This is a genomic window from Acuticoccus sp., from assembly GCF_965213555.1.
GTDB lineage: Bacteria > Pseudomonadota > Alphaproteobacteria > Rhizobiales > Amorphaceae > Acuticoccus.
Genome location: NZ_OZ243890.1, coordinates 1695584 through 1719127, shown reverse-complemented (window position 1 = coordinate 1719127; position 23544 = coordinate 1695584). Strand labels below are relative to the sequence as shown.

General features: G+C 72.0%; 23 protein-coding genes. 11 read left to right on the top strand and 12 right to left on the bottom strand.

The features are described from left to right. Positions 1-4: 4 nt before the first annotated feature. The 9 genes from minC to ACOOE8_RS08250 form a co-directional block, all read right to left on the bottom strand. Complete coding sequence (gene minC / locus ACOOE8_RS08290; protein WP_420394349.1) at positions 5-751, bottom strand: septum site-determining protein MinC; 747 nt, start codon at positions 749-751, stop codon at positions 5-7. 177 nt (positions 752-928) lie between these two features. Continuing rightward, a complete protein-coding gene (gene yacG, locus ACOOE8_RS08285) occupies positions 929-1135 on the bottom strand; it encodes a DNA gyrase inhibitor YacG (RefSeq protein WP_420394348.1) in 207 nt (68 codons plus the stop codon). Next, entirely contained in the window at positions 1132-1767 is a 636-nt protein-coding gene (locus ACOOE8_RS08280) for a Maf family nucleotide pyrophosphatase (protein WP_420394347.1), read from the bottom strand. Before ACOOE8_RS08280 ends, yacG begins: the two co-directional genes overlap by 4 nt. A gap of 4 nt (positions 1768-1771) precedes the next feature. Further along, positions 1772-1990: a translation initiation factor IF-1 gene (infA, locus tag ACOOE8_RS08275; RefSeq protein ID WP_244777662.1), complete on the bottom strand. Its 219-nt coding sequence runs from the start codon at positions 1988-1990 to the stop codon at positions 1772-1774. Positions 1991-2060: 70 nt separating this feature from the next. After that, positions 2061-2462 carry a protein-tyrosine-phosphatase gene (locus ACOOE8_RS08270; RefSeq protein ID WP_420394662.1) on the bottom strand — a complete coding sequence of 134 codons (402 nt, stop codon included), beginning with the start codon at positions 2460-2462 and terminating at the stop codon, positions 2061-2063. A gap of 63 nt (positions 2463-2525) precedes the next feature. Continuing rightward, positions 2526-3011, bottom strand: coding sequence for a UPF0262 family protein (locus ACOOE8_RS08265; protein ID WP_420394346.1), 486 nt, complete (start codon positions 3009-3011; stop codon positions 2526-2528). A 5-nt stretch (positions 3012-3016) separates the two neighbouring features. Continuing rightward, positions 3017-4306 (bottom strand): histidinol dehydrogenase, encoded by a 1290-nt coding sequence (hisD, locus tag ACOOE8_RS08260; protein WP_420394345.1) that lies wholly within the window; start codon positions 4304-4306, stop codon positions 3017-3019. Further along, entirely contained in the window at positions 4306-4764 is a 459-nt protein-coding gene (locus ACOOE8_RS08255; RefSeq protein ID WP_420394344.1) for a DUF2948 family protein, read from the bottom strand. Before ACOOE8_RS08255 ends, hisD begins: the two co-directional genes overlap by 1 nt. Positions 4765-4855: 91 nt before the next feature. Continuing rightward, complete coding sequence (locus ACOOE8_RS08250) at positions 4856-6487, bottom strand: amidohydrolase (protein WP_420394343.1); 1632 nt, start codon at positions 6485-6487, stop codon at positions 4856-4858. 93 nt (positions 6488-6580) lie between these two features. Between ACOOE8_RS08250 and ACOOE8_RS08245 the strand changes: the two genes are divergently transcribed. The 11 genes from ACOOE8_RS08245 (at position 6581) to ACOOE8_RS08195 (ending at position 18315) form a co-directional block, all read left to right on the top strand. Beyond that, entirely contained in the window at positions 6581-7393 is an 813-nt protein-coding gene (locus ACOOE8_RS08245) for an MBL fold metallo-hydrolase (protein WP_420394342.1), read from the top strand. Between the two features lie 107 nt (positions 7394-7500). After that, complete coding sequence (locus ACOOE8_RS08240; protein ID WP_420394341.1) at positions 7501-8604, top strand: ABC transporter ATP-binding protein; 1104 nt, start codon at positions 7501-7503, stop codon at positions 8602-8604. 29 nt (positions 8605-8633) lie between these two features. Continuing rightward, a complete protein-coding gene (locus tag ACOOE8_RS08235; RefSeq protein WP_420394340.1) occupies positions 8634-9833 on the top strand; it encodes an ABC transporter substrate-binding protein in 1200 nt (399 codons plus the stop codon). Positions 9834-9876: 43 nt separating this feature from the next. Then, the gene (locus ACOOE8_RS08230; protein WP_420394339.1) at positions 9877-10713 is read left to right on the top strand and encodes an ABC transporter permease; all 837 of its coding nucleotides are present in this window, start codon (positions 9877-9879) and stop codon (positions 10711-10713) included. A gap of 7 nt (positions 10714-10720) precedes the next feature. Continuing rightward, positions 10721-11536 (top strand): ABC transporter permease, encoded by an 816-nt coding sequence (locus ACOOE8_RS08225; protein ID WP_420394338.1) that lies wholly within the window; start codon positions 10721-10723, stop codon positions 11534-11536. A gap of 25 nt (positions 11537-11561) precedes the next feature. Next, positions 11562-12578, top strand: a complete 1017-nt coding sequence (locus ACOOE8_RS08220; protein WP_420394337.1) for a dimethylarginine dimethylaminohydrolase family protein — start codon at positions 11562-11564, stop codon at positions 12576-12578. After that, a complete protein-coding gene (locus tag ACOOE8_RS08215) occupies positions 12575-13513 on the top strand; it encodes an arginase family protein (RefSeq protein ID WP_420394336.1) in 939 nt (312 codons plus the stop codon). The genes ACOOE8_RS08220 and ACOOE8_RS08215 overlap by 4 nt, the downstream gene beginning before the upstream one ends. A 37-nt stretch (positions 13514-13550) precedes the next feature. After that, positions 13551-15137, top strand: a complete 1587-nt coding sequence (locus ACOOE8_RS08210) for a 5-guanidino-2-oxopentanoate decarboxylase (RefSeq protein ID WP_420394335.1) — start codon at positions 13551-13553, stop codon at positions 15135-15137. Positions 15138-15173: 36 nt separating this feature from the next. Beyond that, positions 15174-16169 carry a DMT family transporter gene (locus ACOOE8_RS08205; RefSeq protein WP_420394334.1) on the top strand — a complete coding sequence of 332 codons (996 nt, stop codon included), beginning with the start codon at positions 15174-15176 and terminating at the stop codon, positions 16167-16169. Beyond that, positions 16166-17422, top strand: coding sequence for a M20/M25/M40 family metallo-hydrolase (locus ACOOE8_RS08200; protein WP_420394333.1), 1257 nt, complete (start codon positions 16166-16168; stop codon positions 17420-17422). Before ACOOE8_RS08205 ends, ACOOE8_RS08200 begins: the two co-directional genes overlap by 4 nt. A gap of 11 nt (positions 17423-17433) precedes the next feature. Then, positions 17434-18315 carry a polysaccharide deacetylase family protein gene (locus ACOOE8_RS08195; protein WP_420394332.1) on the top strand — a complete coding sequence of 294 codons (882 nt, stop codon included), beginning with the start codon at positions 17434-17436 and terminating at the stop codon, positions 18313-18315. Between the two features lie 13 nt (positions 18316-18328). Here the strand turns inward: ACOOE8_RS08195 and ACOOE8_RS08190 are convergent, their stop codons facing one another. The 3 genes from ACOOE8_RS08190 to ACOOE8_RS08180 are packed head-to-tail and all read right to left on the bottom strand — an operon-like array spanning position 18329 to position 23531. After that, complete coding sequence (locus ACOOE8_RS08190; protein ID WP_420394661.1) at positions 18329-19735, bottom strand: FAD-dependent oxidoreductase; 1407 nt, start codon at positions 19733-19735, stop codon at positions 18329-18331. Positions 19736-19737: 2 nt separating this feature from the next. Beyond that, positions 19738-21798, bottom strand: a complete 2061-nt coding sequence (locus ACOOE8_RS08185) for a hydantoinase/oxoprolinase family protein (RefSeq protein ID WP_420394331.1) — start codon at positions 21796-21798, stop codon at positions 19738-19740. Beyond that, entirely contained in the window at positions 21795-23531 is a 1737-nt protein-coding gene (locus ACOOE8_RS08180; protein WP_420394330.1) for a hydantoinase B/oxoprolinase family protein, read from the bottom strand. The genes ACOOE8_RS08185 and ACOOE8_RS08180 overlap by 4 nt, the downstream gene beginning before the upstream one ends. Positions 23532-23544 lie beyond the last annotated feature (13 nt).

Below are 23544 nucleotides of genomic sequence, written 5' to 3'. Positions count from 1 at the left end.
TCCATCAGAAGGCGGCGACCTTGAGGGCATCGCCGTCGAGCCACGCCTGGACGGCGCGTCCGACGCACGCGCGCTCCAGGTCTTCGGCGGTCTTGTAGAGGCCGTTGATCGCGACCAGCTCGGCGTTGAGCCGGCTGGCGAAGATGCGTGCGGACCGGTTGCCGGCCGAGCCCGCGATGGCCCGCCCGTTCAGCGCGCCGTAGACGTGGATGGAGCCCGACGAGACCACCTCCGAGCCCGACGCCACCGAGCCGACGACGACGACGTCGCCCGTCAGGTGGACGATGGACTGGCCGGAGCGCAACGCGTGGTCGACGATGAGGGTGTCGGCGTCCGGCCCGTCCACCGCCTTCTCCACGGCCGCGAGCGCGGCCTCGGCCACCGCGGACGCAGCGCTGCCTTCGGCCGAGCCGTCCGGCGCTCCGCCATCGCCCGTCATCGCCGCACCGTCCGGGGTCCCTGCGAGGTCGGCGAGCGCCGCGATCTCCTTGCCGCCGGACAGGATCGGCGGCAGCCCGCGGGCGTCGGCCCCGAGCTCGCCGGGCGCGCGGCCGTCGAGGCCCATGATGACGATGTTGCGGCGGCGCAGCTCCGTCACCATGGCGACGAGGTCGGGCCGCGTCGGCGGCATCTGCGAGATGTCGACGACCACCGGGCGGCCGGCGAAGAAGCCCGGGCTGCGTCTGGCGAAGGTGTCGAACTCGGCGAGCCAGTCGGCGATGGGCGGCACCGGAGTCAGCACAAAGGCCATGAACGAGCGGCCGGTGAACCGAATCGAGCGCCGCGACGGTGTGGTTTGTTGCACGATGATTAAGCCCGGTTCCTCGGTCCGACCAATCAATCGGAACGCGGTGAATCTCGGGTTAACGCGTGATTCGCGCCACTGCCGGTCGACAGCCGTCCACAGCTGAGGTGGATCGGGTCGAGGTCAATCCTCGTCCGCAGGGCGCTCGGCGCTCCCCGCGTCCTCCTCGATCACCGGAACACGGTAGTGCCCGCCGAGCCAGCGATGGAGGTCGATGTCCGCGCAACGCTTGGAGCAGAATGGGCGCACCTCGTGGGCCGCAGGCCGTCCGCAGACGGGACAGCGCCTCGTCGGCTGCCCGACCGGGCCTCCCTCTCTCGCCGCGTTCATGCATCCGCCTCCTCGGGCAAGGTTCCGCGCGGCGCGTAACCCATGCCGTTCAGGAGCTGCGCCGTCTCGTAGAGCGGAAGCCCGACGACCCCGGTGTAGGAGCCGACGATCTGGACGACGAACGCGGCGGCACGACCCTGGATGGCGTAGCCGCCGGCCTTGCCGCTCCACTCCGCGCTCTCGAGGTAGGTGTTGATCTCGGCCGTCGACAGGCGCTTCATCTTCACCCGCGTCTCCACGAGCCGCTCCCGCGCACGCCCCCTCGGACCCTTCACCACCACCGCGGTGTGGACGTGGTGGTTGCGCCCGGACAGCCGCTTGAGGCAGGTCGCCGCCGCTTCGTAGGAGTCCGCCTTCGGCAGGATGCGCCGGCCGACGGCGACGACCGTGTCAGCGGCGAGCACGAACGTCCCATCGTCGTCCAGAACTTCCCGGGCGCGCGACCAGGCCACCTCCGCCTTCTCGTGGGCGAGGCGCAGCGCGTAGCTGCTCGGGCGCTCCTTGCGGAGCGGTGTCTCGTCGATCCCGGCAGGGGACAGGTGGTCGGGGGTGATGCCGATCTGCTCGAGGAGTTGAAGCCGTCGCGGGGACCCGGAGGCGAGGATCAGCGTCCGTTCGCGCGCCTGCGCCATCGGACTACTTGTAGCGGTAGGTGATGCGACCCTTGGTGAGGTCGTAGGGCGTCATCTCGACGAGGACGCGGTCACCGGCCAGGACGCGGATGCGGTTCTTGCGCATCCGCCCGGCGGTATGCGCGATGATCTCATGCTCGTTCTCGAGCTTCACGCGGAACGTCGCGTTCGGCAGGAGCTCGGTCACCTGACCGGGGAACTCCAACACTTCTTCCTTCGCCATCGAGGGCCTTTGTCGCTGTTGCTGGACCGGGGCCTCAGCGTGGGTGCGGCCGCCGAAGGCTAACGTGGTGTTAGCGCGCCTCGGTTCCAATGTCGCGCCCGCCGTCGCCGCTGGCGGAGAACATGCTTTCCACCTGCGCTCTCAGCGCGTCACGCACCGCGCGGTAGCTCTCCAGGATCCGCTCGCGCGAGCCGTGCGCCCCCGAGGGGTCCATGGTCGGCCAGTAGGCGACGTCGAAGGACTGGGTCCGCGACAGCTCGAGGACGTGGTGGTGCGCCTCGGGGGCCAGGGTCACGATGAGGTCGAAGGCGGTGTCGCCGAGCTCGGCGAGGGAGCGCGGGGTGCGGCGCGAGATGTCGAGGCCGAGCTCTGCCATCACGGCGACCGCGAAGGGGTCGGCCTCGCCGGTCTCGAGCCCCGCCGAGCGGATGTAGGTGGTCGGCGCCGCCTGGCGCGCCAGCGCCGCCGCCATCGGCGAGCGGATGGCGTTGTGGCGACACACGAACAGGACGGAGCTGGGGGCATGGCCCACGCGTCAGCCCTTGAAGTGCAGCGCGCAGATCAGGGTGAACAGGCGCCGCGCGGTGTCGTGGTCCACCTCGATCTTCCCCTCCAGCCGCTCGGCGAGGAGGCGCGAGCCCTCGTCGTGGACGCCGCGCCGGCCCATGTCGATGGCCTCGATCTGCGCCGGCGCCGACTTGCGGATCGCGGAAAAGTAGCTCTCGCAGATCAGGAAGTAGTCCTTCACCACCTTCCGCAGCGGACTGAGCGAGAGCATGTGCGCGACGATGTGATCGCCCGCCTCGCTCTGGATGGTGAAGACGAGGCGGTTCTCCTGGATGCCGAGCACGAGGCGGTATGGGCCTTCCGGCGCGCCGAGGGGCCGGAACGTGTTCTCCTCCAGGAGGTCGTAGACGGCGACCGCGCGCTCGTGCTCGACGTCGGGGTTGCCCCGGTCGATGGACGCCTCGTCGAGCGTGATCGCGATCAGCCGGCCGCTGTGTTGGGGAGCGTCGGCCAACCGGTTCAGCCCTTCAGGCGGCGGGCGATGGACAGGCGGTGCGCGTCGAGCCCCTCCGCCGCGGCGAGGGTCATGGCGGGGCCGGCGAGCGCCTCGAGCGCGCCTCGGTCGAGGCCGAGCAGCGTCGTGCGCTTGAGGAAATCCTGGACCGACAAACCGGAGGAGTACCGTGCCGACCGGCTGGTGGGCAGGACGTGGTTCGGCCCGCCCACGTAGTCGCCGATGGCCTCGGGCGTCAGCGCGCCGAGGAAGATCGCCCCTGCGTGGCGCACGCGCTCGGCGAGCCGCTCAGGGTCCGCGACGGCGAGCTGGAGGTGCTCCGGGGCGAGCTTGTCGATGAGCGCCGCGGCCGCGTCGAGGTCCGGCACCACGATGACGGCGCCGTGGCCCTCCCAGCTCGCGGTCGCGACCTCGCGGCGGGGCAGCGCGGCGAGTTGCTCCTCCACCGCGGCAGCGACGGCGTCCGCGAGCGCCGCGTCGTCGGTGATGAGGATGGCCTGGGCCACCTCGTCGTGCTCGGCTTGGGCGAGGAGGTCGGCCGCGACCAGCGTGGGGTCGGCGGACCGGTCGGCGACCACGACGACCTCGGAGGGGCCTGCGATCATGTCGATCCCCACGACGCCGAACACCTGCCGCTTGGCCGACGCCACGTAGGCGTTGCCCGGACCGACGATCTTGTCCACCGGCCGGATGGTCTCCGTGCCGTAGGCGAGCGCGGCGATCGCCTGCGCGCCGCCGACGCGCCAGATCTCCGTGACGCCGGCAACCTCCGCCGCGGCGAGCACCACGGGCTCGATGCGGCCGCCGGGCGCGGGCGTGACCATGACGACGCGGCCGACGCCGGCGACCGCCGCGGGCACGGCGTTCATCAGCAGCGAGCTCGGGTACGCCGCGCGACCGCCGGGGACGTAGAGGCCGACCGCATCGAGCGCGGTCCAACGCCAGCCGAGCGTCGCGCCGGTCGCGTCGGTGTGCCGCACGTCCTGCGGCCGCTGGCGCTCGTGGAAGGCGGCGATGCGGTCCCGCGCGAAATGCAGCGCCTCGATGACCTCCGGCGCAACCTCGGCCCGGGCCCGCGCCACCTCCTCTGCGGTGATGCCCATGGGGGCCTCGGTGAGGTTCAGCCCGTCGAAGCGCTGGGTGTACTCGACGAGTGCCGCGTCGCCGCGCTGTCGCACCGCCGCCAGGATTGCTGCCACGGCCGCGCCGACGTCCTCCGACAGCTCGCGCTGATCGCCGAGCAGCTCGGCGAAGGCGGCGTCGAAGCCCGATGCCGAGGCGTCGAGGCGTCGCATCAGGAGCCCCCCGTGACGTGCTTGGGCCGCATCGACGCGCCCCACGCCGCGCCGAGGTCGACGAGCCGCGCCTCGATGCACTCGACGTCGAGCCGGATCGCCACGCCCCCGGAGCACGCGACGGTGACGACGCCAGCCGGCGCCTCGCCGGCCTCGAAGAGCACGGCGAGGATCGACACCACCGCCGCGCGATCGCCGGCGACGATGCCGGTCACTCGGGCCCGGCCGACGCGGGCGAACGACAGCACGGACCGGCGCCGCTCGTCGGGCTCGCGGCCGACGCGACCGACCGTGGCGCGCTCCCAGGCGAAGCGGTTCATTGGGATCGCGAACGACCCGACCGATGGGGACCAGCGGATGTCGGCGACCTTGGCCACGGCGTCCTGCACGTGCGCGGAGAGGACGGCGAGGTCCTCCTCGTCGAGCGCGAACAGCTTCACCGGGCGCACGGGGGTCATCGAGGGTCCGTCACGTTCGCGGGGGAGGTCATAGGCGCGATCTAGGGCGGCGGCGAGCCCCATCAGCCCCCGCGGCGCCGTCGTCGCGGGTTCACGGTGCGGCGTGGACGACCTTGCCGCCGACGATCGTCGTCGTCACGGCGACCTCGCGGATCGCGTCCGCCTCGCAGGTGAAGTAGTCCCGGTCGAGGACGGCGACGTCGGCGAGCTTGCCGGGTTCCAGCGAGCCCTTCACGCGCTCCTCGCGGCCGGACCAGGCGCCGAGCGTGGTGTAGCAGCGCAGCGCCTCGGTGCGCGTGATCTTCTGGCTGGCGTCGAGGTCGCCGCCGCTGTCGCTCCGCCGCGTAACGAGGGCGGCGAGCGCGGTGAACGGGTTCGCCCGGCAGATCATCGCGTCGGAGTGGCCGGGCGCTTGGACGCCGGCGTCGATCAGCGCGCGGTGCGGCCACATGTGCGCCATCGCAGCAGCGCCGCGGTTGGCGCGGTAGGCGTCGCCCAGCTCGTCCATGAAGCCCGTCGCCGAGCTGTCGACGACGCCGAGCCGCCTCAACCGCGCGAGCACCGGGGGCGTCACGTAGCAGCAGTGCTCGACGCGCATCCTGTGATCGTCCGCAGGCGCCGCCTCGAGGCACGCCTCGATGGCGTCGAGCGCGAAGTCGATGCCGCGGTCGCCGACGCCCTCGATCATCACCTGCAGCCCCGCCTTGTGCGCGGCGACGGCGCGGGCGGTGAGGTCGTCCGCGTCGTAGAGCAGCATGCCGGTGTTGGGCGAGGGCTCGCCGAGGGCCGGCGTGCCGACGTAGGGCTCGTAGTACGCCGCCGTGCGGCCCGACGTGGAGCAGTCCGGGCACCACTCGACGCCGATCACGCGCACCCAGTCGTCGCCGAAGCCCGACCTGATCCCCGCCGCGATGAACGCCTCGACCAGCCCCGCCTCGCGCCCCGACACGATGATGCCGACCCGCATGGTGAGCTCCCGTCGCGCCCGCATCATCTGGTAGGCCGCGATGCTTTTGGAGCCGGCCAGGGAGTTGTACACGCTGGTGATCCCCACCGTGTTCCAGTCGGCGAACACGCGGGCCAGCCCCTCCGCGAGCAGCTCGGGCGTGTCCGACGCGTGCACCTCGTCGAGGAAGACGTGCGCCGCGGCCTCCCGGGCGAGCCCGGTGAGGGCGCCCGTCGCGGGGTCCCGGTCGAACGCGCCGAACGGCGGATCGGCGGGGTCGGTGCCGAGGCCGACCTTCGCGAAGGCGGCGGAGTTGGCGAGCCCGATGTGCCCGTCCGTGCGCAGGAGGAACAGCGGCCGGCCGCCGGCCGCAGCGTCCATCTCGCCAAGCGTCGGGTAGCCGCCGGACTTGTTGTCGTCGAACCGGTAGCCGACGACCCACTCGTCCGGCCCGCGCTCGCCCGCGCGGCGCGCGATCGCCTCGAGCAGCGCCGCGCGGGAGGGGACGCGGTCGGGGCTGACCAGCTCCCAGGTGGCGAGGCGGGCCGCGTAGGTGTCGGGGTGGGCGTGGCTGTCGACGATGCCGGGGATCGCGGTGCGGCCCGCAAGGTCGATGACGCGCGTCGCGGGGCCGGCGAGCTCGCGGACCTCCTGGGCGGTGCCGCACGCCGCCACGCGGTCGCCGACGACGGCGAGCGCCTCGACGGTGCGCTCGGTGGCGTCCATGGTCGCGATCTTACCTCCGGTGAGGATCAGGTCGGCGGCAAGTGAGGGCATGGCGAATTGATCCGGACGGTGGCGATGGGCCAAGGTTCGGCGCCGGCCGCGTCGCCTGTCAACGGCTCGGCCGAGCCATCGAGGGAGGATGCCTTGGCCGGATCGACCCACGGACCCGGCGCCTTCGACGCCCGCCGGATGCGCCCCGCCGATCCCTGGTTCGCCGTCGAGTGGCATCCGGACGGCGTCGTGCGCATCTGGGAGCCGCACGTCTCCCGCCTCCTGCGCGCGAACATCTGGCTCATCGCCGGCCGCGACCGGCACCTCCTCGTCGACGCCGGGATGGGGGTGGCGAGCCTGCGCGCCTTCCTCGCGCCGCTGCTGGACCGTCCCGTCACGCTGCTCGTGACCCACGCGCACGTCGACCACGTGGGCTCGGCGGCGGAGTTCGCCGGCGACATCCTCATGCACCCCGCCGAGGCCGACCTCCTCGCCGAGCCGACCGACTGGTCGCTGACGTTCGACACCGCGACCGACGAGCGCAAGCGCACGCTCCAGGCGTCCGGGTTCGACACGGAGGGCTCGCTCATCGCAGCGCTTCCCCACGACGGGTTCGACCCGGCGCGATGGACCATCGAGCCCGCGCGCGTCACCGCGACGGTGGACGAGGGCGACACGATCGACCTCGGCGACCGGCGCCTCACGGTGCTCCACCTGCCGGGGCACACGCCCGGCTCCATCGGCCTCCTCGAGGAGGCGACCGGAACGCTCGTCGGCGGGGACGCGATCTACGACGGCCTCATCATCGACACGCTGCCGGAGAGCGACCGCGCGCCGTACGCCGCCACCATGCGCCGCCTACGCGAGCTCGACGTGCGCACGGTGCACGGCGGCCACCGCGAGAGCTTCGGGCGCGAGAAGCTCATCGCCATCGCCGACGGCTACCTCGCCAAGGTCGGCGGCTGACCGGTTCGCCTGCCGTTCCCGCAGTGCTTGCGCGCGTCTTGGGCACTGCCCAGCTTGCAGGCGCCAGCGGTTCGTGCTCGATTTGCCACGGATCAACGGGACCCTTCATGCGCGACGTCGTCGACGGCAAGTCCGGGCAGGCCCTCTCGCTCCAGGGGCTGACGAAGTACTACGGTAGCCTCGCCGCGGTGAAGGACGTCGACCTCGACATCGCCGAGGGGCGGTTCCTGACGATCCTGGGCCCCTCGGGCGGCGGCAAGACCACCGTCCTGATGGCGATCGCGGGCTTCGTCGAGCCCAGCGCCGGCACGATCCTGCTCGGCGGACGCGACATCACCGGCCTGCCACCGGACAAGCGCAACTTCGGCATGGTGTTCCAGGGCTATGCGCTGTTTCCACACATGACGGTGGCCGAGAACCTGTGGTTCCCGCTTCGCGTGCGCGGCGTGTCACGCGCGGACTCGGCATCGAAGGTGGCGGCCGCGCTCGACCTCGTGCAGATGAGCCACCTCGGCGAGCGCTACCCCGCCCAGCTCTCCGGCGGACAGCAGCAGCGCGTGGCGCTGGCGCGCGCGATGGTCTTCGAGCCCGCACTTCTCCTCCTCGACGAGCCGCTGTCGGCGCTCGACAAGAAGCTGCGCTCCGAGCTCCAGTGGGAGCTGAAGTCGCTGCACGAGCGCCTCGGGACGACGTTCATCTACGTCACCCACGATCAGGAGGAGGCCCTGTCCATGTCGGACGAGGTCGTCATCATGCGCGAGGGCCGCATCGAGCAGCGCGGCGAGCCGGCCGAGCTCTACGAGCGCCCGGCGACGCGCTTCGTGGCGGACTTCCTCGGCAAGTCGAACTTCATCACCGGGACCGTGGAGGGCGCCGACGGCGGCGAGTTCCGCTACGCCGCCGACGGCGCCACGTTCGTGCAGCAGGCGACGGCGGCGGTCGAGCCCGGACGCGACGTCGTGATCTCCCTGCGGCCGGAGAAGCTGGCGATCACGCCCCGTGCTGCGCCCCCCGAGACGGCCAACCGGCTCGAGGGGCGGGTCGCCGCGGTGAACTACCTCGGCTCGAGCATCCACTTCCGCGTCGAGACGGAGGCGCTCGGCGACTTCCTCGTCGCCAGCCCGGCCTGGACGTGCGCCGTCGACCAAGCTGCGGGCACGCCCGTGTGGCTCGGCTGGCGCGCCGACGCATCGGTTCCCGTCGAGCCCTGAGCGAAACTAAAGAGAGAAGGAGAGGCGCGATGACCATCCTGAAGTCGCAGTACGAGAAGGACCTCTACCCGGAGGTCGCCAGCGCGATCGACCAGGCGGGCGACAACGACTTCGCGCGCGACTGCATCGAGATCGCCGCGACGAAGCTGGCGCGCGGCGAGATCGGCCGGCGCGGCTTCCTCGCCGCCATCGGCGCGATGGGCGCGCTCGCCGCCACCGGGCCGTGGTCGAAGGCGTTCGCCCAGGCCGAGGAGCTGGTGGTCGTCAACTGGGGCGGTCCGGCGGTGGAGGCCTACCAGAAGGCCTGGGGCGAGCCCTTCACCGAGGAGACCGGCATCGAGGTCATCATCGACGGCACCGGACCGTTGCTGTCGAAGATCCGCGCCATGGTGGAGTCGGGCGCGGTGACCTGGGACGTGTGCGACACCGGCGCCGGCACGACGCTCGTCCTCCAGAAGGCCAACGTGCTGGAGCCCATCGACTACTCCATCGTCGACAAGGCGAAGATCGTCCAGGACTACGCCTACGAATACGGCGCGGCGAACTACCTGTTCTCGTTCATCCTCGCCTACAACAAGGCGCGGCTCGACTCCGAGCCGCAGAACTGGGTGGACTTCTGGGACACCGCGAAGTTCCCCGGCGGGCGTACGCTGCGTCAGCAGCCCAACGGCATGCTGGAGGCGGCCATGTTCGCCGCCGGCAGGTCGAAGGAGGAGATCTACCCCATCGACATGGACCTCGCCCGCGAGAAGTTCGCCGAGATCCGCGACGACGTCATCGTCTGGGGCTCGGGCAGCGAGAGCCAGCAGCTGTTCCGCAACGGCGAGGTGGTGATGGGCAACATCTGGCACACCCGCGCCAACCTCTTGAACCAGGACATGCGCGGTGACGTGGTGTGGACCTGGAACGACGGCATCGTCACGGCCGGCATGTGGAACGTGCCCAAGGGCAACCCCGCGGGCACCGAGGCAGCGATGAAGTTCATCGCCTCGTCGCAGGACCCCGAGCAGCAGGTCGAGCTGTTCAAGATGATGGGCAACGGTCCGGCAAACCCCGCCGCGGCGCCCCTGGTGCCCGAGGACATGCGCTACATCGACCCCGGCCAGCCGGAGAACTTCGCCAAGCAGATCAAGCAGGACGCGCGCTGGTACGAGGCCGACAGCGGCGTCGGCGACCTCACCAACGACGCCCTGTCGCGCGAGATGTACCTCGACGTGATGTCCGGCTGACGCGCACGGACGATGACCGCGGGCCGACCGACACCGAGTTGAGATGACGCAAGTCCTCCGCCTGCAGTACTGGCTCCTGATCGCGCCCGCGGTCATCGCGATGCTGATCTTCTACATCTGGCCGCTCGGCGAGATCTTTTGGCTCAGCATCAGCGAACCGAGGCTCGGCCTCGGCAACTACCGCGACCTGTTCACCAACGGGACGCTGCACACCATCTGGCTGACGACGCTGCGCGTGTGCGTCCTGACAACGGTGATCACCGTCACGCTCGGCTACGTGGTGGCGGCGGCGCTGACCCTCGTCGGGCCGGCGCAGCGCACCTGGATGATGTTCTGCATCCTCCTGACGCTGTGGCTCAGCGTCCTCATCCGCGCGTTCGCTTGGATCATGCTGCTCAACAACCAGGGGCTCATCAACGAGGGGCTGATGGCGCTCGGCATCATCACCGAGCCCATGCGCCTGGTACGCAACGAGTTCGGCGTGCTGGTCGGCATGGTGCACTTCATGCTGCCGCTCGCGATCCTGCCGATCTACTCCAACATGAGCGGCATCCGGCCGGCGCTGATCGCCGCCGCGCGCGGCCTCGGTGCGTCGCCCTGGAGCGCGTTCCGGCTCGTCTTTTTGCCGCTTTCGAAGCCGGGCATCATCGCCGCGACGATCCTCGTGTTCGTGTTCTCCATCGGCTTCTTCATCACGCCGGCGATCCTTGGCGGCGGCAAGGTGGTGATGATCTCCGAGTACATCAGGGTCTCGTTCGAAGAGACCCTGCGCTGGGGCCAGGCGTCGATGCTCGCGACCTCGCTGCTCTTCGTCGTCCTGTTCGGCCTGGTGCTCGTCGCGCGCTTCGTCGACCTGCGCCGCGTGTTCGGCGCGACGTGAGGACACCATGAGGGACCCGCGCGCGGTCTATGGCCGCCTCTTCGTCCTCGGCCTCGCGTGGACGGTGCTCGCCTACCTCGTGCTGCCCATGGCCGTGGTGGTGCCGGTCTCGCTCACCGACCAGTACTACCTGTCGCTGCCGCAGGAGACGGTGTCGCTCGAGCACTACCGCGCGGTGTTCGAGCGCGACATCTGGCTGTCCGCCGCCCTTGACAGCGTCATCGTCGCGGTGTGCGCCACGACGCTCGCCGTCATCCTCGGCACGCTGTGCGCCATCGGCTGCTGGCGCCTCGCCTCGCGCGCGTCAGAGGCGGTGCGCATCTTCATGCTGACGCCGATCATCGTGCCGGTGATCGTCCAGGCGCTCGCGATGTACAAGTTCTGGATCGACCTCGGCCTCCTCGACACCTACCTGGGCGCGGTCATCGCCCACACGCTGATCGCGGTGCCGTACGTCGTCATCACCGTGTCCGCCTCGCTCGCCAACTTCGACCCTCGTGTCGAGCAGGCCGCTCGCAACCTCGGCGCGTCGACCCCGCAGACGGTGCGGCTCGTCATCCTCCCCTCGATCACGCCGGGGATCCTGTCGGGCGCGCTGTTCGCCTTCACCATCTCATTCGACGAGATCGTGGTGATGCTCTTCATCACGAGCCGCAACGTCTACACGCTGCCCAAGCGCATCTGGAACGGCATCCAGGACCACCTCGACCCGTCCATCGCCGCCATCGCGACGATGCTGATCGTGCTGACCTTCGTGCTTCTGATGGTCGAGCTGCGCACGCGCAGGGCGCGCACGGTTCGCCTCTCCGGCACCAACGAATGACCCGCCAACGCAGGAGGAGTGCCCGATGAGCGGCGCCGTGAGCGAGTTCGAGTACCGCTACAACATGACGATCCGCAGCTTCCCGAGCCACGCGGAGCCGGCGTTCGAGTCGCCCGAGCAACAGGAGACCGTGTGGGGCCGGCGCTGGGGCTGCGACAACGACGTCGGCCAGCTGCGCGTCGTCCTCATGCACCGGCCCGGCGAGGAGATGGCGATCCTCGATCCGTGCAAGCGCATCGAGCGGCTGAACTCCTACGGCGATGAGGAGGGTCAGACCTGGTACTGGCGCGGCGACCGCCTGCCCGACGTCGCTGCCCAGCAGGCGCAGCACGACGCGCTGACCGCCGCGCTCCGTGCGGAGGGCGTCGAGGTGGTCCTCGTGGACGGCGTCGCGCCCGGCCGCCACAAGCAGATCTACACGCGCGACAGCTGCATCGGCGTCCAAGGCGGCGCCATCGTGACGCGGCTCGGCCCCATCGTGCGCCGTGGCGAGGAGGCGCCGGTGACGCGCACCCTCGCCAAGCTCGGCATGCCGATCCTGCGCACGATCTCCGGCACCGGGCTCATGGAGGGCGGCAGCTTCGTGTGGCTGAAGCCTGGGCTCGCCGTCATCGGCCGCTCGTCGCGGGTGAACGAGGCCGGGGCGCGGCAGGTGGAGGGCGTGCTAACCGAGGCGGGCTCGCAGCTCCTGCGCGTCGACCTCACCGGGTACCGCCTGCACATCGACGGGGCGATCGTGATGATCGACGTCGACACCGCCATCATCAACCCGACGCAGCTCCCGTTCTGGTTCCTCGAGGAGCTGGGCCGGCTCGGCATCCGCACCGTCGAGGTGCACCCGGACGACGCCGTCGGCTGCCTCAACTGCCTCGCCGTGCGCCCGGGGCGCGTCCTCATGCAGTCCGGCCTCAGCCCGCGCACCGCCGAGCGGATGGACAAGCTCGGCATCGAGGTCGTCCCGGTGGACTACGACCTCGTCTACGAGGGCGGCGGCGGCATCCACTGCTCAACCTCGCCGCTGGTGCGCGACCCCATCGCGTGAGCGGCCTGCCCGCCGAGCTGTTCCGCCCCGTCGGCAGCTTCCTCGGAGTCCCCCAACGGCTCGACATCGGCGACGCGCGCGCTGCCATCGTCGGGCTGCCGTTCGACTGCGGGCAGCACCCGAGGCGCGTCGGCGCGCGGCTCGGCCCCGCCGCGATCCGGATGATGTCGACGGACATGGTGCGGCACTACCGCCCGGAGGGGCCGGCGACGGTCGACCCAGTGGCAGCGCTCGGGCTCGTCGACTGCGGCGACGTCGCCGTCGTCCACGGCGACCTCGAGGCCTCGCTCGAGCGGATGACCGACGCGCTCGCCGCGGTCGTGGCGACCGGCGCGGTCCCCATCGGCCTCGGCGGCGACGGCATGGTGAGCGTCCCGATGATGCGAGCGCTCCACGAGCGCCATCCGGACCTCGTCGTCGTCCACTTCGACAGCCACACCGACGCCTACCCCGATCCGCAGGCGCGCAACGCGGTCGTGCTCGACCCGGCGACGACCTTCGCCTACGCGGCGCAGGAGCGCCTCGTCGACACGCGCCACTCGCTCCACGTCGGGCTGCGCGGCCTCTCCTACGTCCCCGGAGTGTTCGACCACGCCGAGGGGCTCGGCTACCGCATCGTGCCGATGACGGTGCTGGAGCGCGACGGCGTGGAGGCGGCGATCGCGGCGATCCGCGAGACGGTGGGGACACGGCCGGTCTTTGTGTGCTTCGACATGGACGTGTTCGACCCGGCGACGGCGCCCGGCGTCTTCACGCCCGCATGGGGCGGCCTCACCGCGCGCGAGGGGCTCGCGCTGGTGCGCGGGCTCGCCGGCCTCTCCATCGTCGGCTTCGACATCAACACCGTGACGCCCGGCTTCGACGTCGGCGGCCAGACCGCCTGGCTCGCGGCGACCGTGGCGCTGGAGTTCTGCCACCTCCTCGCCTCGGTCTAGCGCGACGCGTCCCGCCCGTGCCATTCATCGCGGACCCATGACGACGCTCGGCCAGCACCTCATCGCGCTCCTCGCCGCCCACGGCGTCTCCGTCATCTTCGGGATCCCTGGCGTGCACACCGCCGAGGCGTACCGCGGGCTGCCGGGCTCGGGCATCCGCCACGTCACGCCGCGGCACGAGCAGGGCGCCGGCTTCATGGCGGACGGCTACGCCCGCGTCACCGGCGAGCCCGGCGTGTGCCTCGTCATCACCGGGCCGGGCCTGTCCAACGTCGCGACGGCGATGCTCCAGGCGCGGGCCGACTCCGTGCCCATGCTCGTCATCACGAGCACGCTGCCGATCGACGACCTCGGCGCCGGCCGAGGCGGGCTGCATGAGATGCCGGACCAACGCGCGTTCGCCGCCGCCGTCGCCCTCACCACCCGCACGGTCGGCTCGGCGGCCGAGCTCGAGGAGACGCTGGCGCGCGCCTTCGCGATCTTCCGCTCCGCACGGCCCGGCCCGGTCCACCTCGAGATCCCCCGCGACCGCTTCGCCGCGCCGGTGGAGGTGGGCCCCATCCGCCCGCCCGCCCACGTCCGCCCTCCGGTGCCGGACGCGGCGGCGATCGGTGAGGCCGTCGCGATGCTGCAGACGTCGGCATCGCCGGTCGTCATCGTCGGCGGCGGGGCACGTCGCGCCGCCCGGGGGGCGCTGGCGCTCGCCGAGCGGCTCGACTGCCCGCTGCTCGCCACGATCAACGCGCGCAGCGCGCTGCCCCTCGGCCATCCGCTCGTCGTCCCGTGCGGCGTCAACGTCGAGGCGGCGCAGGCGCTCGTCGACGACGCCGACCTCACCCTCGCGTTCGGCACCGAGATGGGCCCCACCGATTACCGCGCCTGGTCGAGCGGCAAGACCATGGCACCCCGGCGCCTCGTGCGCGTCGACATCGACCCCGAGCAGCTCTTCCGCAGCGCGCGTCCCGACCTCGCGCTGGTCGGGGACGCGGCGGGCACCATCGACCTCCTGCTCGAGGCGCTCGGTCCGGGCGCTGGCTCGGGCGACGGGACGCGCCGGGCCGCAGCCGCCCGCGCGGCGGCCGAGGCGTCCCTCGCGCCGGACCAGCGCGCGCTCACCGGCGTGCTCGACGCCGTGCGCGAGGCGGCGCCCACAGCCGCGCTGGTCGGCGACTCCACCCAGCTCGTCTACGCCGGCAACCACGCCTTCGCGGCCGGCGACCGCGGCCACTGGTTCAACGCCGCCACCGGCTTCGGCACGCTCGGCTACGCGCTGCCCGCTGGGCTCGGCGCGCGCCTCGGCCGGCCGGAGCACCCGGTGATCGTCCTCATCGGCGACGGCGGGCTGCAGTTCGTGCTGGGCGAGCTGGGCACGCTGGCGGAGCTCGGCGGTACCGTCGTCGTGCTGGTCTGGAACAGCAACGGGTACCTCGAGATCCGCCGGCACATGGAGGCGCAGGGCATCCCGCCGGAGGGCGTCGAGCTCGCTGCGCCGGACTTCGTCATGATCGCCGGCGCCTACGGCATCGCAGCGGAGGCGCTCGACGGACCGGACGGGGTCGGCGAGGCCGTCGCCCGCGCCGTCGCACGCGGCGGGCCCACGCTGATCGAGGTGCGCGGTGTATGATGTGGCGGCTCCGTCAGCCGGGCTTCGACGGACAGCGTGGGCACCGTGATCGTCAGCGCTCCGACGACCGTCGCCGTGCCGCCGCCCAAGGAGCTCTCGGGGCACCTGCGGGCGCTCCTCACGATGGTGCTGTGGGGGCAGATGGTCCCTGGCTTCGTGGTCCTGCTCGCGGTGTGGGACCCGTTCGCCCTGTCGGCGGCGCGCTACGTGATCGCGGCGCCGATCATGGTGGGCGCGCTGTGGATCGCCCGTGGCCTCGAGCTGCCGCGGCGCGACGAGGTGGGACGCCTCGCCGTCCTCGGGCTCGTCGGCATGGGCGGGCTCATCACGTGCTACACCTACGGCCTCGCCCACTCCGACCCGGTGGTGGCCATCATCGTGCAGAGCGCCGCTCCGCTCACCTACACCGCGGTGGCGACGCTGGCCTACCGCGAGCCGGTGCCGACCGGCCTCGGCTCGACGCTGCTGCTCGTCATCCCCGGCGGGCTGCTGCTCGCCGCACCGGCGCTGGCGGGCACCGCTGCGACCCCGCGCGGCGGCGAGGTGCTCCTCATCGCCGGCAGCGTGTGCTGGGCCTGGTACAGCCTGCAGTGCCGTCGCTGGTTGCCGCACTACGAGGAGTTCCGCCTCACCACCTGGACCATCGTCGCGGCGACGCCGTTCCTCGTCGCCCTGTTCTTCCTCCTGTGGTCGGCCGGCCTTACCGCGCCGCCGGACCGTCCGCCGCCGATGCAGCTCAACGCGCTGCTCCTGTGGCTCACCGTCTCGTCGAGCTGCGTCGGCATCGTGCTGTGGCACGGCAGCGTGCGGCGGCTCGGCGTCGCGACGGCGGGGCTCTACTTCAACGTCGCACCGCTCGTCGCCATGGCGATCAGCGCTGCGCTCGGCTACGTGCCGACCCTCCTCCAGCTCGCCGGCGGCGCGCTCGTGCTGTCGGGCGTCGGCCAGCTCCACGCGCGCCGCTGGTGGGCCGCGCGCAGGCGTGAGCGCACCGCGCACCGGCTCGATCATCCCCGAGGACCACTGCCATGACCGACCTCGAGCGCGAGCTGCTCGACGCCATCGAGCGCGACCGTGATGCGCTGGTCACCTTCTTCCAGGACTTCCTGCGCGCGAAGAGCCCGAACCCTCCGGGCGACACGCGTCCCGCCGCCGACGTCCTCACAAGCTGGCTCGACGAGCGCGGCGCGCCGCACCGCATCGAGGCCGCCGAGCCGCACATGCCGAACGTCGTCGGATCCGTCGCCATGGGCGCGCCCGGCCCGCACCTGGTGCTGAACGGTCACATCGACGTGTTCGCCCCGATCGACGACGCCACCGCCTGGACCGGCGAGTTGAGGGACGGGCGCATCTACGCCCGCGGCGCGTCGGACATGAAGTGCGGCACCGCGGCCTCGGCGATCGCCTACGCGATGCTGTCGGGACGGCGCGACCGCCTCGCCGGCCGCCTGACCCTCACCTGCGTCTCCGACGAGGAGACCGGCGGGCGCTGGGGCACGCACTGGCTGATGGAGAACTTCCCCGACGAGGTTCTCGGCGACTGCTGCCTGAACGGCGAGCCGTCGGGCCTCAACAACGTGCGCTTCCTGGAGAAGGGCACGCTCCGGCTCACCGTGACCACGCGCACCGACGGCGGGCATGGCGGCTACCCGCACCTCAGCGCCAACGCCATCGTCCAGGCCTGCGAGGTGATCACCGGCATCCGCGCGCTCAACGGGCGCGAGCCCGAGCTGCCGGAGGCGGTCGCCCGGGCGCTCCTGTCGCCGGAGGGCGTCGCCGGGACCGAGGCGGGCATGGGCGAGGGCGCGGCGAAGGTCGTGCGCAGCGTGACGGTCAACGTCGGCACCATCAGGGGCGGGCTCAAGATCAACCAGATCCCGCATGAGTGCGTGTGCGAGGTGGAGGTCCGCTACCCCTGGGGCTTCTCGCACGAGGAGATGCTCGCTCACGTGGAGGAGGTCGTCGGCAGGGTGCCGGGGGCGACGTTCGCCCTCGACGCGAACCACAGCTATCCGCCGAGCCTTGCCGATCCGGACCACGCGATGATGACGATCCTGGGCGACGTCGTCGAGGAGCTCGGCCACCCGCGGCCGATCCCGCTGTCGAGCCTCGGCGGATCGGACAGCCGGTACTGGCGCTGGCGCTCCATCCCCGCCTTCCTCTACGGCCCGAGCCCGGTCACCATGGGCCGCCGCGACGAGCACGTCACCGTCGACGAGTTCCTCCACGTCACGCGCACGCACTGCCTCGCCGCGGCGCGCTACCTCGCGCCGGCTGGGAATTAACGGACGGCGCCATGGGCACGCTGAGATCGCACGGCCGCTACCCCTACTCCCCGCTGGTGGATCGGCCGGTCTACGACTGGCCGGGCGGCAAGCGCCTCGCGGTCTCGGTCGTCAACAACGTCGAGGTGTTCGCCTTCCTGGAGGGGCTCGGCTCCGACAGCGCCGTCCTCGGCGCGCCGCAGAGCCAGCGCAACTACGCCTGGCGCGACTATGGCAACCGCGTCGGCGTTTGGTACCTGTTCGACCTCCTCGATGAGCTCGAGGTCCCCGCCGCGCACAACGTCAACTCGCTGATGTTCGAGGAGCACGCCCGGATCGGGGAGCGGATCCTGGAGCGCGGCGACCACTTCCTCGGCCACGGGCGGACCAACTCCGAGCGCCAGGACGGCATGGGCGAGGACGAGGAGCGCGCGCTCATCGGCGAGGCAACCGAGGCGGTCGTCCGCTTCAGCGGCCAACATCCGAGGGGCTGGCTGGGACCCTGGATCGCCGAGAGCGAGCGGACGCCCGACCTCCTGAAGGAGGCGGGCTACGACTTCGTGCTCGACTGGCCGGCCGACGATCAGCCGTTCTGGATGTCGACGCGGGCTGGCCCGCTGATGTCGGTCCCCTACTCGGTGGAGCTGAACGATTCGCCGGCGCTGGTCTCGCGTCAGGAGGGCGCGCGCGACTTCGAGGCGATGATCGTCGACCAGTTCGACGAGATGCTGCACCAGTCGCGGGCGCGGCCGCTCGTGTTCTCGCTCGTCTTACACACGTTCATCGTCGGCCAGCCGTACCGCCTGAGGGCGCTGCGGCGGGCGTTGACCCACGTCATGAACCACCGCGACGAGGTGTGGCTGGCGCGCCCGGCGGAGATCTACGACCACGCCAAGGAGCAGCCGATCCCGTGACGCCGCCGGCGCATCAGCGACGCGCGAGCGCGGCGGCGTTGCGGCCCGACAAGTAGCCGAACGCGATGGCCGTCAGGAGGCCGTTGCCCGATAGGTAGCCGTCGACCGAGGGGCCGGACACGCCGCACGCCGCGCCGCCGCCGGCGTAAAGGTTGGGGAACGATCCGCCGCTCGCACGCCGCACGCGGCCCTCGTCGGCGATGACGAGCCCGCCCTGGGTGTGGAACAGCGCGCCGGTCACCTTCACCGCGCGGTAGGGCGGCGCGAGCGGGGCGAGCCCGGCGAACGAGCGGCCGAACTCGTCGGTCCCGCCGCGGCTGGCGAGGCGCTCGACCTCGGCGAGCGTGCCGGCGAGCGCCTCCATGGGGAGCCCCGTCGCAGCAGCGAGCGCGTCGACGTCCTCGCCGCGGCGCACCGCGCCGGCCGCCACCGCCTCGCGGTAGTCCGCGAACCCTTCCATGGCGAAGGCGTGGCGCTCCTCGTCGAACACCGTCCACGCGACGGCGCTGGGCTGCGCCAGCACCTTCGTCGCCTGCTCGGAGTAGCCCGCGCTCTCATCGGAGAAGCGCAGGCCGTCGGCGTTGAGCTGGACCCCGCCGCGCATCACCAGCGCCCAGGAGATCAGGATGCCGTGCGGGTGGGCGAGCGACCCGTGGCCCTGGTAGCCCGACAGGTGATCGAGCTCGGCGCCCAGCGCCTCGCCCCAGCTCACCGCGTGCCCCGTGTTGCCGGCGTGGCCGTAGTACGGACCGGCGGCGATCTCGGGGATGTGACGCTCGACCATCGCGCGATTGCCGCCGTAGCCGCTCGAGGCAAGGACGAGGGCGCGGCAGCCGATGGTCTCGGTCACGCCGCCCGGCCGCGTGACCGTCACCGCGGTGATGCGCCCGTCATCCTCGCGGTGCAGCGTCTCCGCCGTCGCCTCGGTGACGAGCGTCGCGTCCGCCGCCTCGGCCGCGGCGAGGAGGCGCGTCATCAGTGCCGCACCGGTTTTCTCGCCGACCGCGTGCATACGGTGGCGCGAGTGGCCCGGATAGAGGAAGCCGTCGAGCACCTGCCAGTCGCAGGAGGCGGCGTCCGCGAGCCACTCCACCGCCTCGCCGATGGTGCTCGCGGCAAGGCGCGCGAGGCGCGCGTCCGACGTGCCGTGGGACTTGGCGATGATGTCGGCCGTCAGCCGCTCGGGGCCGTCGTCGGTGACGCCGATGGCGCGTTGGAAGCGCGTCGCCGGCGCGGGGACGAAGCCGGAGGACATCGCCGTCGAGCCGGACGGTGAGGCGTCCCGCTCCAAGACGATGACCTCGACGCCGCGGTCCGCCGCGGCGAGCGCCGCGGTAAGGCCGCACGCGCCGGCGCCGACCACGACGACGTCGGCGACGACTTCGGGCGGGGTGGAGGGCGGCGGAGCGACGGTCGGCATCGTCAAGCGGCATCCGTCCGGGAGGGCGCCATGACGAGGTTGCCGAACGCGTCCACCGTCGCCGTGAGCCCAGGATCGACGAACACGGTCGTGTCGGGCTGCTCGAGCACCGCGGGGCCCTCCACCACCTCGCCGACGGCGAGGGCGAGGCGGTCGTAGACCGTCGCCTCGTGCCAGCCACCCGCGAACACGGGTCGCCGGCCGAGGACGCAGCGCGCCGCCGGCCGACCCTCCCGCGGCGCGAACAGGCCCATGTCGAAGGCCGGGCGATGGCCGATCACGGTGACGCGATAGTTCATGACGCGGACGGGGATGCCGTCGAGCAGCCGGCCGTAGGCGGCGCGGTACGCGGCGTCGAACGCCGCCGCGATCGCCTCGCGCGTCAGCCCGGCGCGAGGGACTTCGACGCGCGCGGTGATCGTGTGGGTCTGTCCTACGTAGAGCATGTCGAGCTCGGTGAGGCGGCTCATCCCGGCGGCTCCTGCGCCGGCCTCGCGCACGACCGCCTCGACGGCGTCCGCCGCCGCCCCCATCTCCTTGCCGAGCGCCGCCGCGTCGAGCTCGCCGACCAGGAGGTTCACCGTCTGCACGCGGTCGTGCTGGACGTCGGCGACGACGCAGCCGAGCGCGGACGTGACGCCCGGGTAGCGCGGCACCAGCGCGCTCGACAGGCCGATGTCGCGGATGAGCGCTCCGGTGTGCAGCGCGCCGCCACCGCCGAAGGGCATCGCGACGAAGCGGCCCGGGTCGTGCCCCCTCTCCACCGAGACGAGGCGGATCGCCCCGGCCATCTTCGCGTTGGCGACGGTAAGGATCGCCTCGGCCGCCTCCTCCACGCCGAGGCCGAGGGGAGCCGCCACGTGCGCCGCGATGGCGCCACGCGCGGCGCTCGCGTCGAGCCGGGTGAGCTTGCCGCCGATGGGTCGGTCGGGGTTGATCCGGCCGAGCACCAGGTTGGCGTCGGTGACCGTCGGCCGCGTGTTGCCGAGCCCGTAGCAGGCGGGACCCGGATCGGCCCCCGCCGACTGCGGCCCCACCTCCAGGAGCCCGCTCGCGTCCACCGCGGCGATGGAGCCGCCACCCGCGCCGATGGTGGTGATCTCGATCATCGGCGTGCGCACGACCATGCCGAAGTCGATGGCGGTCTGCGCCGCGAGCGCCGCCTCCCCGCCGGCCACGAGCGAGACGTCGAAGGAGGTGCCGCCCATGTCGCAGGTGACGACGTTCTCGTAGCCCGCCGCCGCCGCGATCGCCCGCGCGGCGATGACGCCGGCTGCGGGGCCCGACAGCGCCGTGCGCACCGGGGTCGCCTTCGCCGCACCGATGGACATGACGCCGCCGTTGGACTGCACGATGAGGACATCGCCGGAGAAACCGCGGTCCGCCAGCCCCGTCTCGAGCCGGTCGAGGTAGGCGGCGACGACCGGCTGCAGGGTGGCGTTGAGCACCGCCGTGGACAGCCGCTCGAACTCGCGGATCTCCGGCAGGATCTCCGTCGCGGCCGTCACGTAGGGGTTCGGCCAGATGCGTCGCACCGCCTCCACCGCGACGCGCTCGTTCGCGTCGTTGGCGTAGCCGTTGATGAAGAAGACGCAGGCCGCCTCGCAGCCTGCTGCGACGAGCTCTTGCGCTTGGGCCTCGACCTCGGCAAGGTCGACGGCGACGAGCACGGTGCCGTCCGCGAGCACCCGCTCGGCCACCTCGACCCGGTCGGTGCGCTCGACCACGGGCACGTAGGCACCGCGCAGGCCCCACGTCGTCGGCCTGTCCCGCCGCCGCATCTCCAAGACGTCGCGGAAGCCCTGGGTGGTGATGATCCCGGTGCGCGCACCCTTGCGCTCCAGCAGCGCGTTGGTGCCGACGGTCGTGCCGTGGACGATCGTCCCCGCGGCGGCGAGGTCGTCGACGAGGCTCGCGATGCCCTCGATGAAGCCGCGCGACTGGTCGCCCTTCGTCGACGGCACCTTGCCGATGCGCAGCACCCCGGCCGCGGCATCCCAGACGAAGACGTCGGTGAACGTGCCCCCGACGTCGACGCCGATGACGAGCGGCGGGTCGCTCACCCTCGCGGGGCCACCGCCCGGGCGGCCGTGGTCGCGGCGGCGTCCACCGCGCCGTCCGCGGTGAGGGCGACGCCGTAGTCGGCGAGCGCCGCCTTGCGGCCGACGTAGCCGAGGCGCACGTCCCTTGCGACGGCGGCCGGGTCGCGCGTGAGCGCATCGCCGTAACCGCCGCCCCCAGGCGTCTCGAGCCGCACGCTGCCGCCGCGCGCCAGTGACAGCCCGGTGAGCTTGGAGGCCATGGGCGGCGTGCGCTCTGCGCCGTCCTCCTCGTAGAGGAAGCGGTTTGCGGCGCCCTCGCCGCCGCCGACGACGCCGCGCGGGGCGAAGCGTGCGCGCTCGCCGAACAGGAACGCGCTCGCCTGCCTCTCCAGGAGCTCGATCTCATAGACCGCGCCGAGCCCACCGCGGTGGCGACCCGGCCCGCCCGAGCCGTCGCGCAGCGCCCACTTCGTGAAGCGCACCGGGTAGGCGGCCTCCAGGATCTCCAGCGGTGGGATGGTCGCGGTGGAGATCGGCGCGTTGCCGTGGCTCAGACCGTCGCCACCGCCGTGCGCGCCGTGGCCGCCGCCGAAGAAGGAGAACATCACCCAGCGCGCGCCGTTCGCACGATGGCCGGCCAGCGAGAGCGCGTTGATCGTCCCATAGGCGCAGGCCATGGCAGGCCCTGGCGCGAGCTGAGCCACCGCCTGGAACACCACGTCGATGAGGCGCAGGATGGTTTCGGTGTAGCCGCCCACCGGCTTCGGCGCGACGACCGACAGGATCGAGCCGGGGTCGATGCGGAACTCGACGGGCTCCAGCACCCCCGCGTTGGCGGGGACGTCGGTGAAGATGTGCTTCAGCGCAACGTAGGTGGCCGCCACCGTGGTCGCCCGCGAGATGTTGACCGGCCCCGCGCACGCGGGCGAGGAGCGCGTGAAGTCCATCACCAGCCGGTCGCCCTCGATGGTGAGGTCGAGCGCGATGGTGAGCGGCTCGTCGACGATCCCGTCGTTGTCGAGGTGGTCCTCTGCCGAGACCGTCCCGTCGGGCAGCGCGGCGATGGCCGCGCGCATCATGGTCGCCGCGCGGGCCCTCAACGCCGCGAGCGCCTCGCGCGCGGTGTCGGCGCCGACCTCGTCGAGCAGCGCGCCGAGCCGCCGCTCGCCGAGCTCCAGCGCGTTGATCTGCCCGTTGAGGTCGCCGTAGAGCGAGCCGGGGAGCCGCGAGTTGGCCGACAGGATGTCGACGATGTCCTGACAGAACACGCCCCGGTCGTAGAGCTTCACCGGCGGGATGAGGACGCCCTCCTGGAAGCACTCGGTGGCCGCGGGGTTGTAGTTGCCGGGGACGTTGCCACCCACGTCATGCCAGTGCCCCACCGAGGCGAGGAAGCAGAACAGCGCGCCTTCGTGGAACACCGGCTTGACGAGGCGCACGTCCGACAGGTGGGTCCCGCCGTCGTAGGGGTCGTTGAAGATCCACACGTCTCCCTCGTGGAGGCCGCCGCGGCGGGCCGCCTTCTCGATCACCGCCTTCACCGCGAACGCCATGACGCCGACGAAGATCGGCAGGCCGGATTTGCCCTGGACCAGCGTCTCGCCGGTCGAGGCGTCGTAGAGCCCGTGGCTCGCGTCGTGCGCCTCGGCGATGATGGGATTGAACGCCGAGCGGAACAGCGTCGCGTCCATCTCGTCCGCGATCTGCTCGAAGCGACCCTTGAGGACCGCGAGGGTGACGGGGTCGAGGCTCATGCGGCGCCCGGCC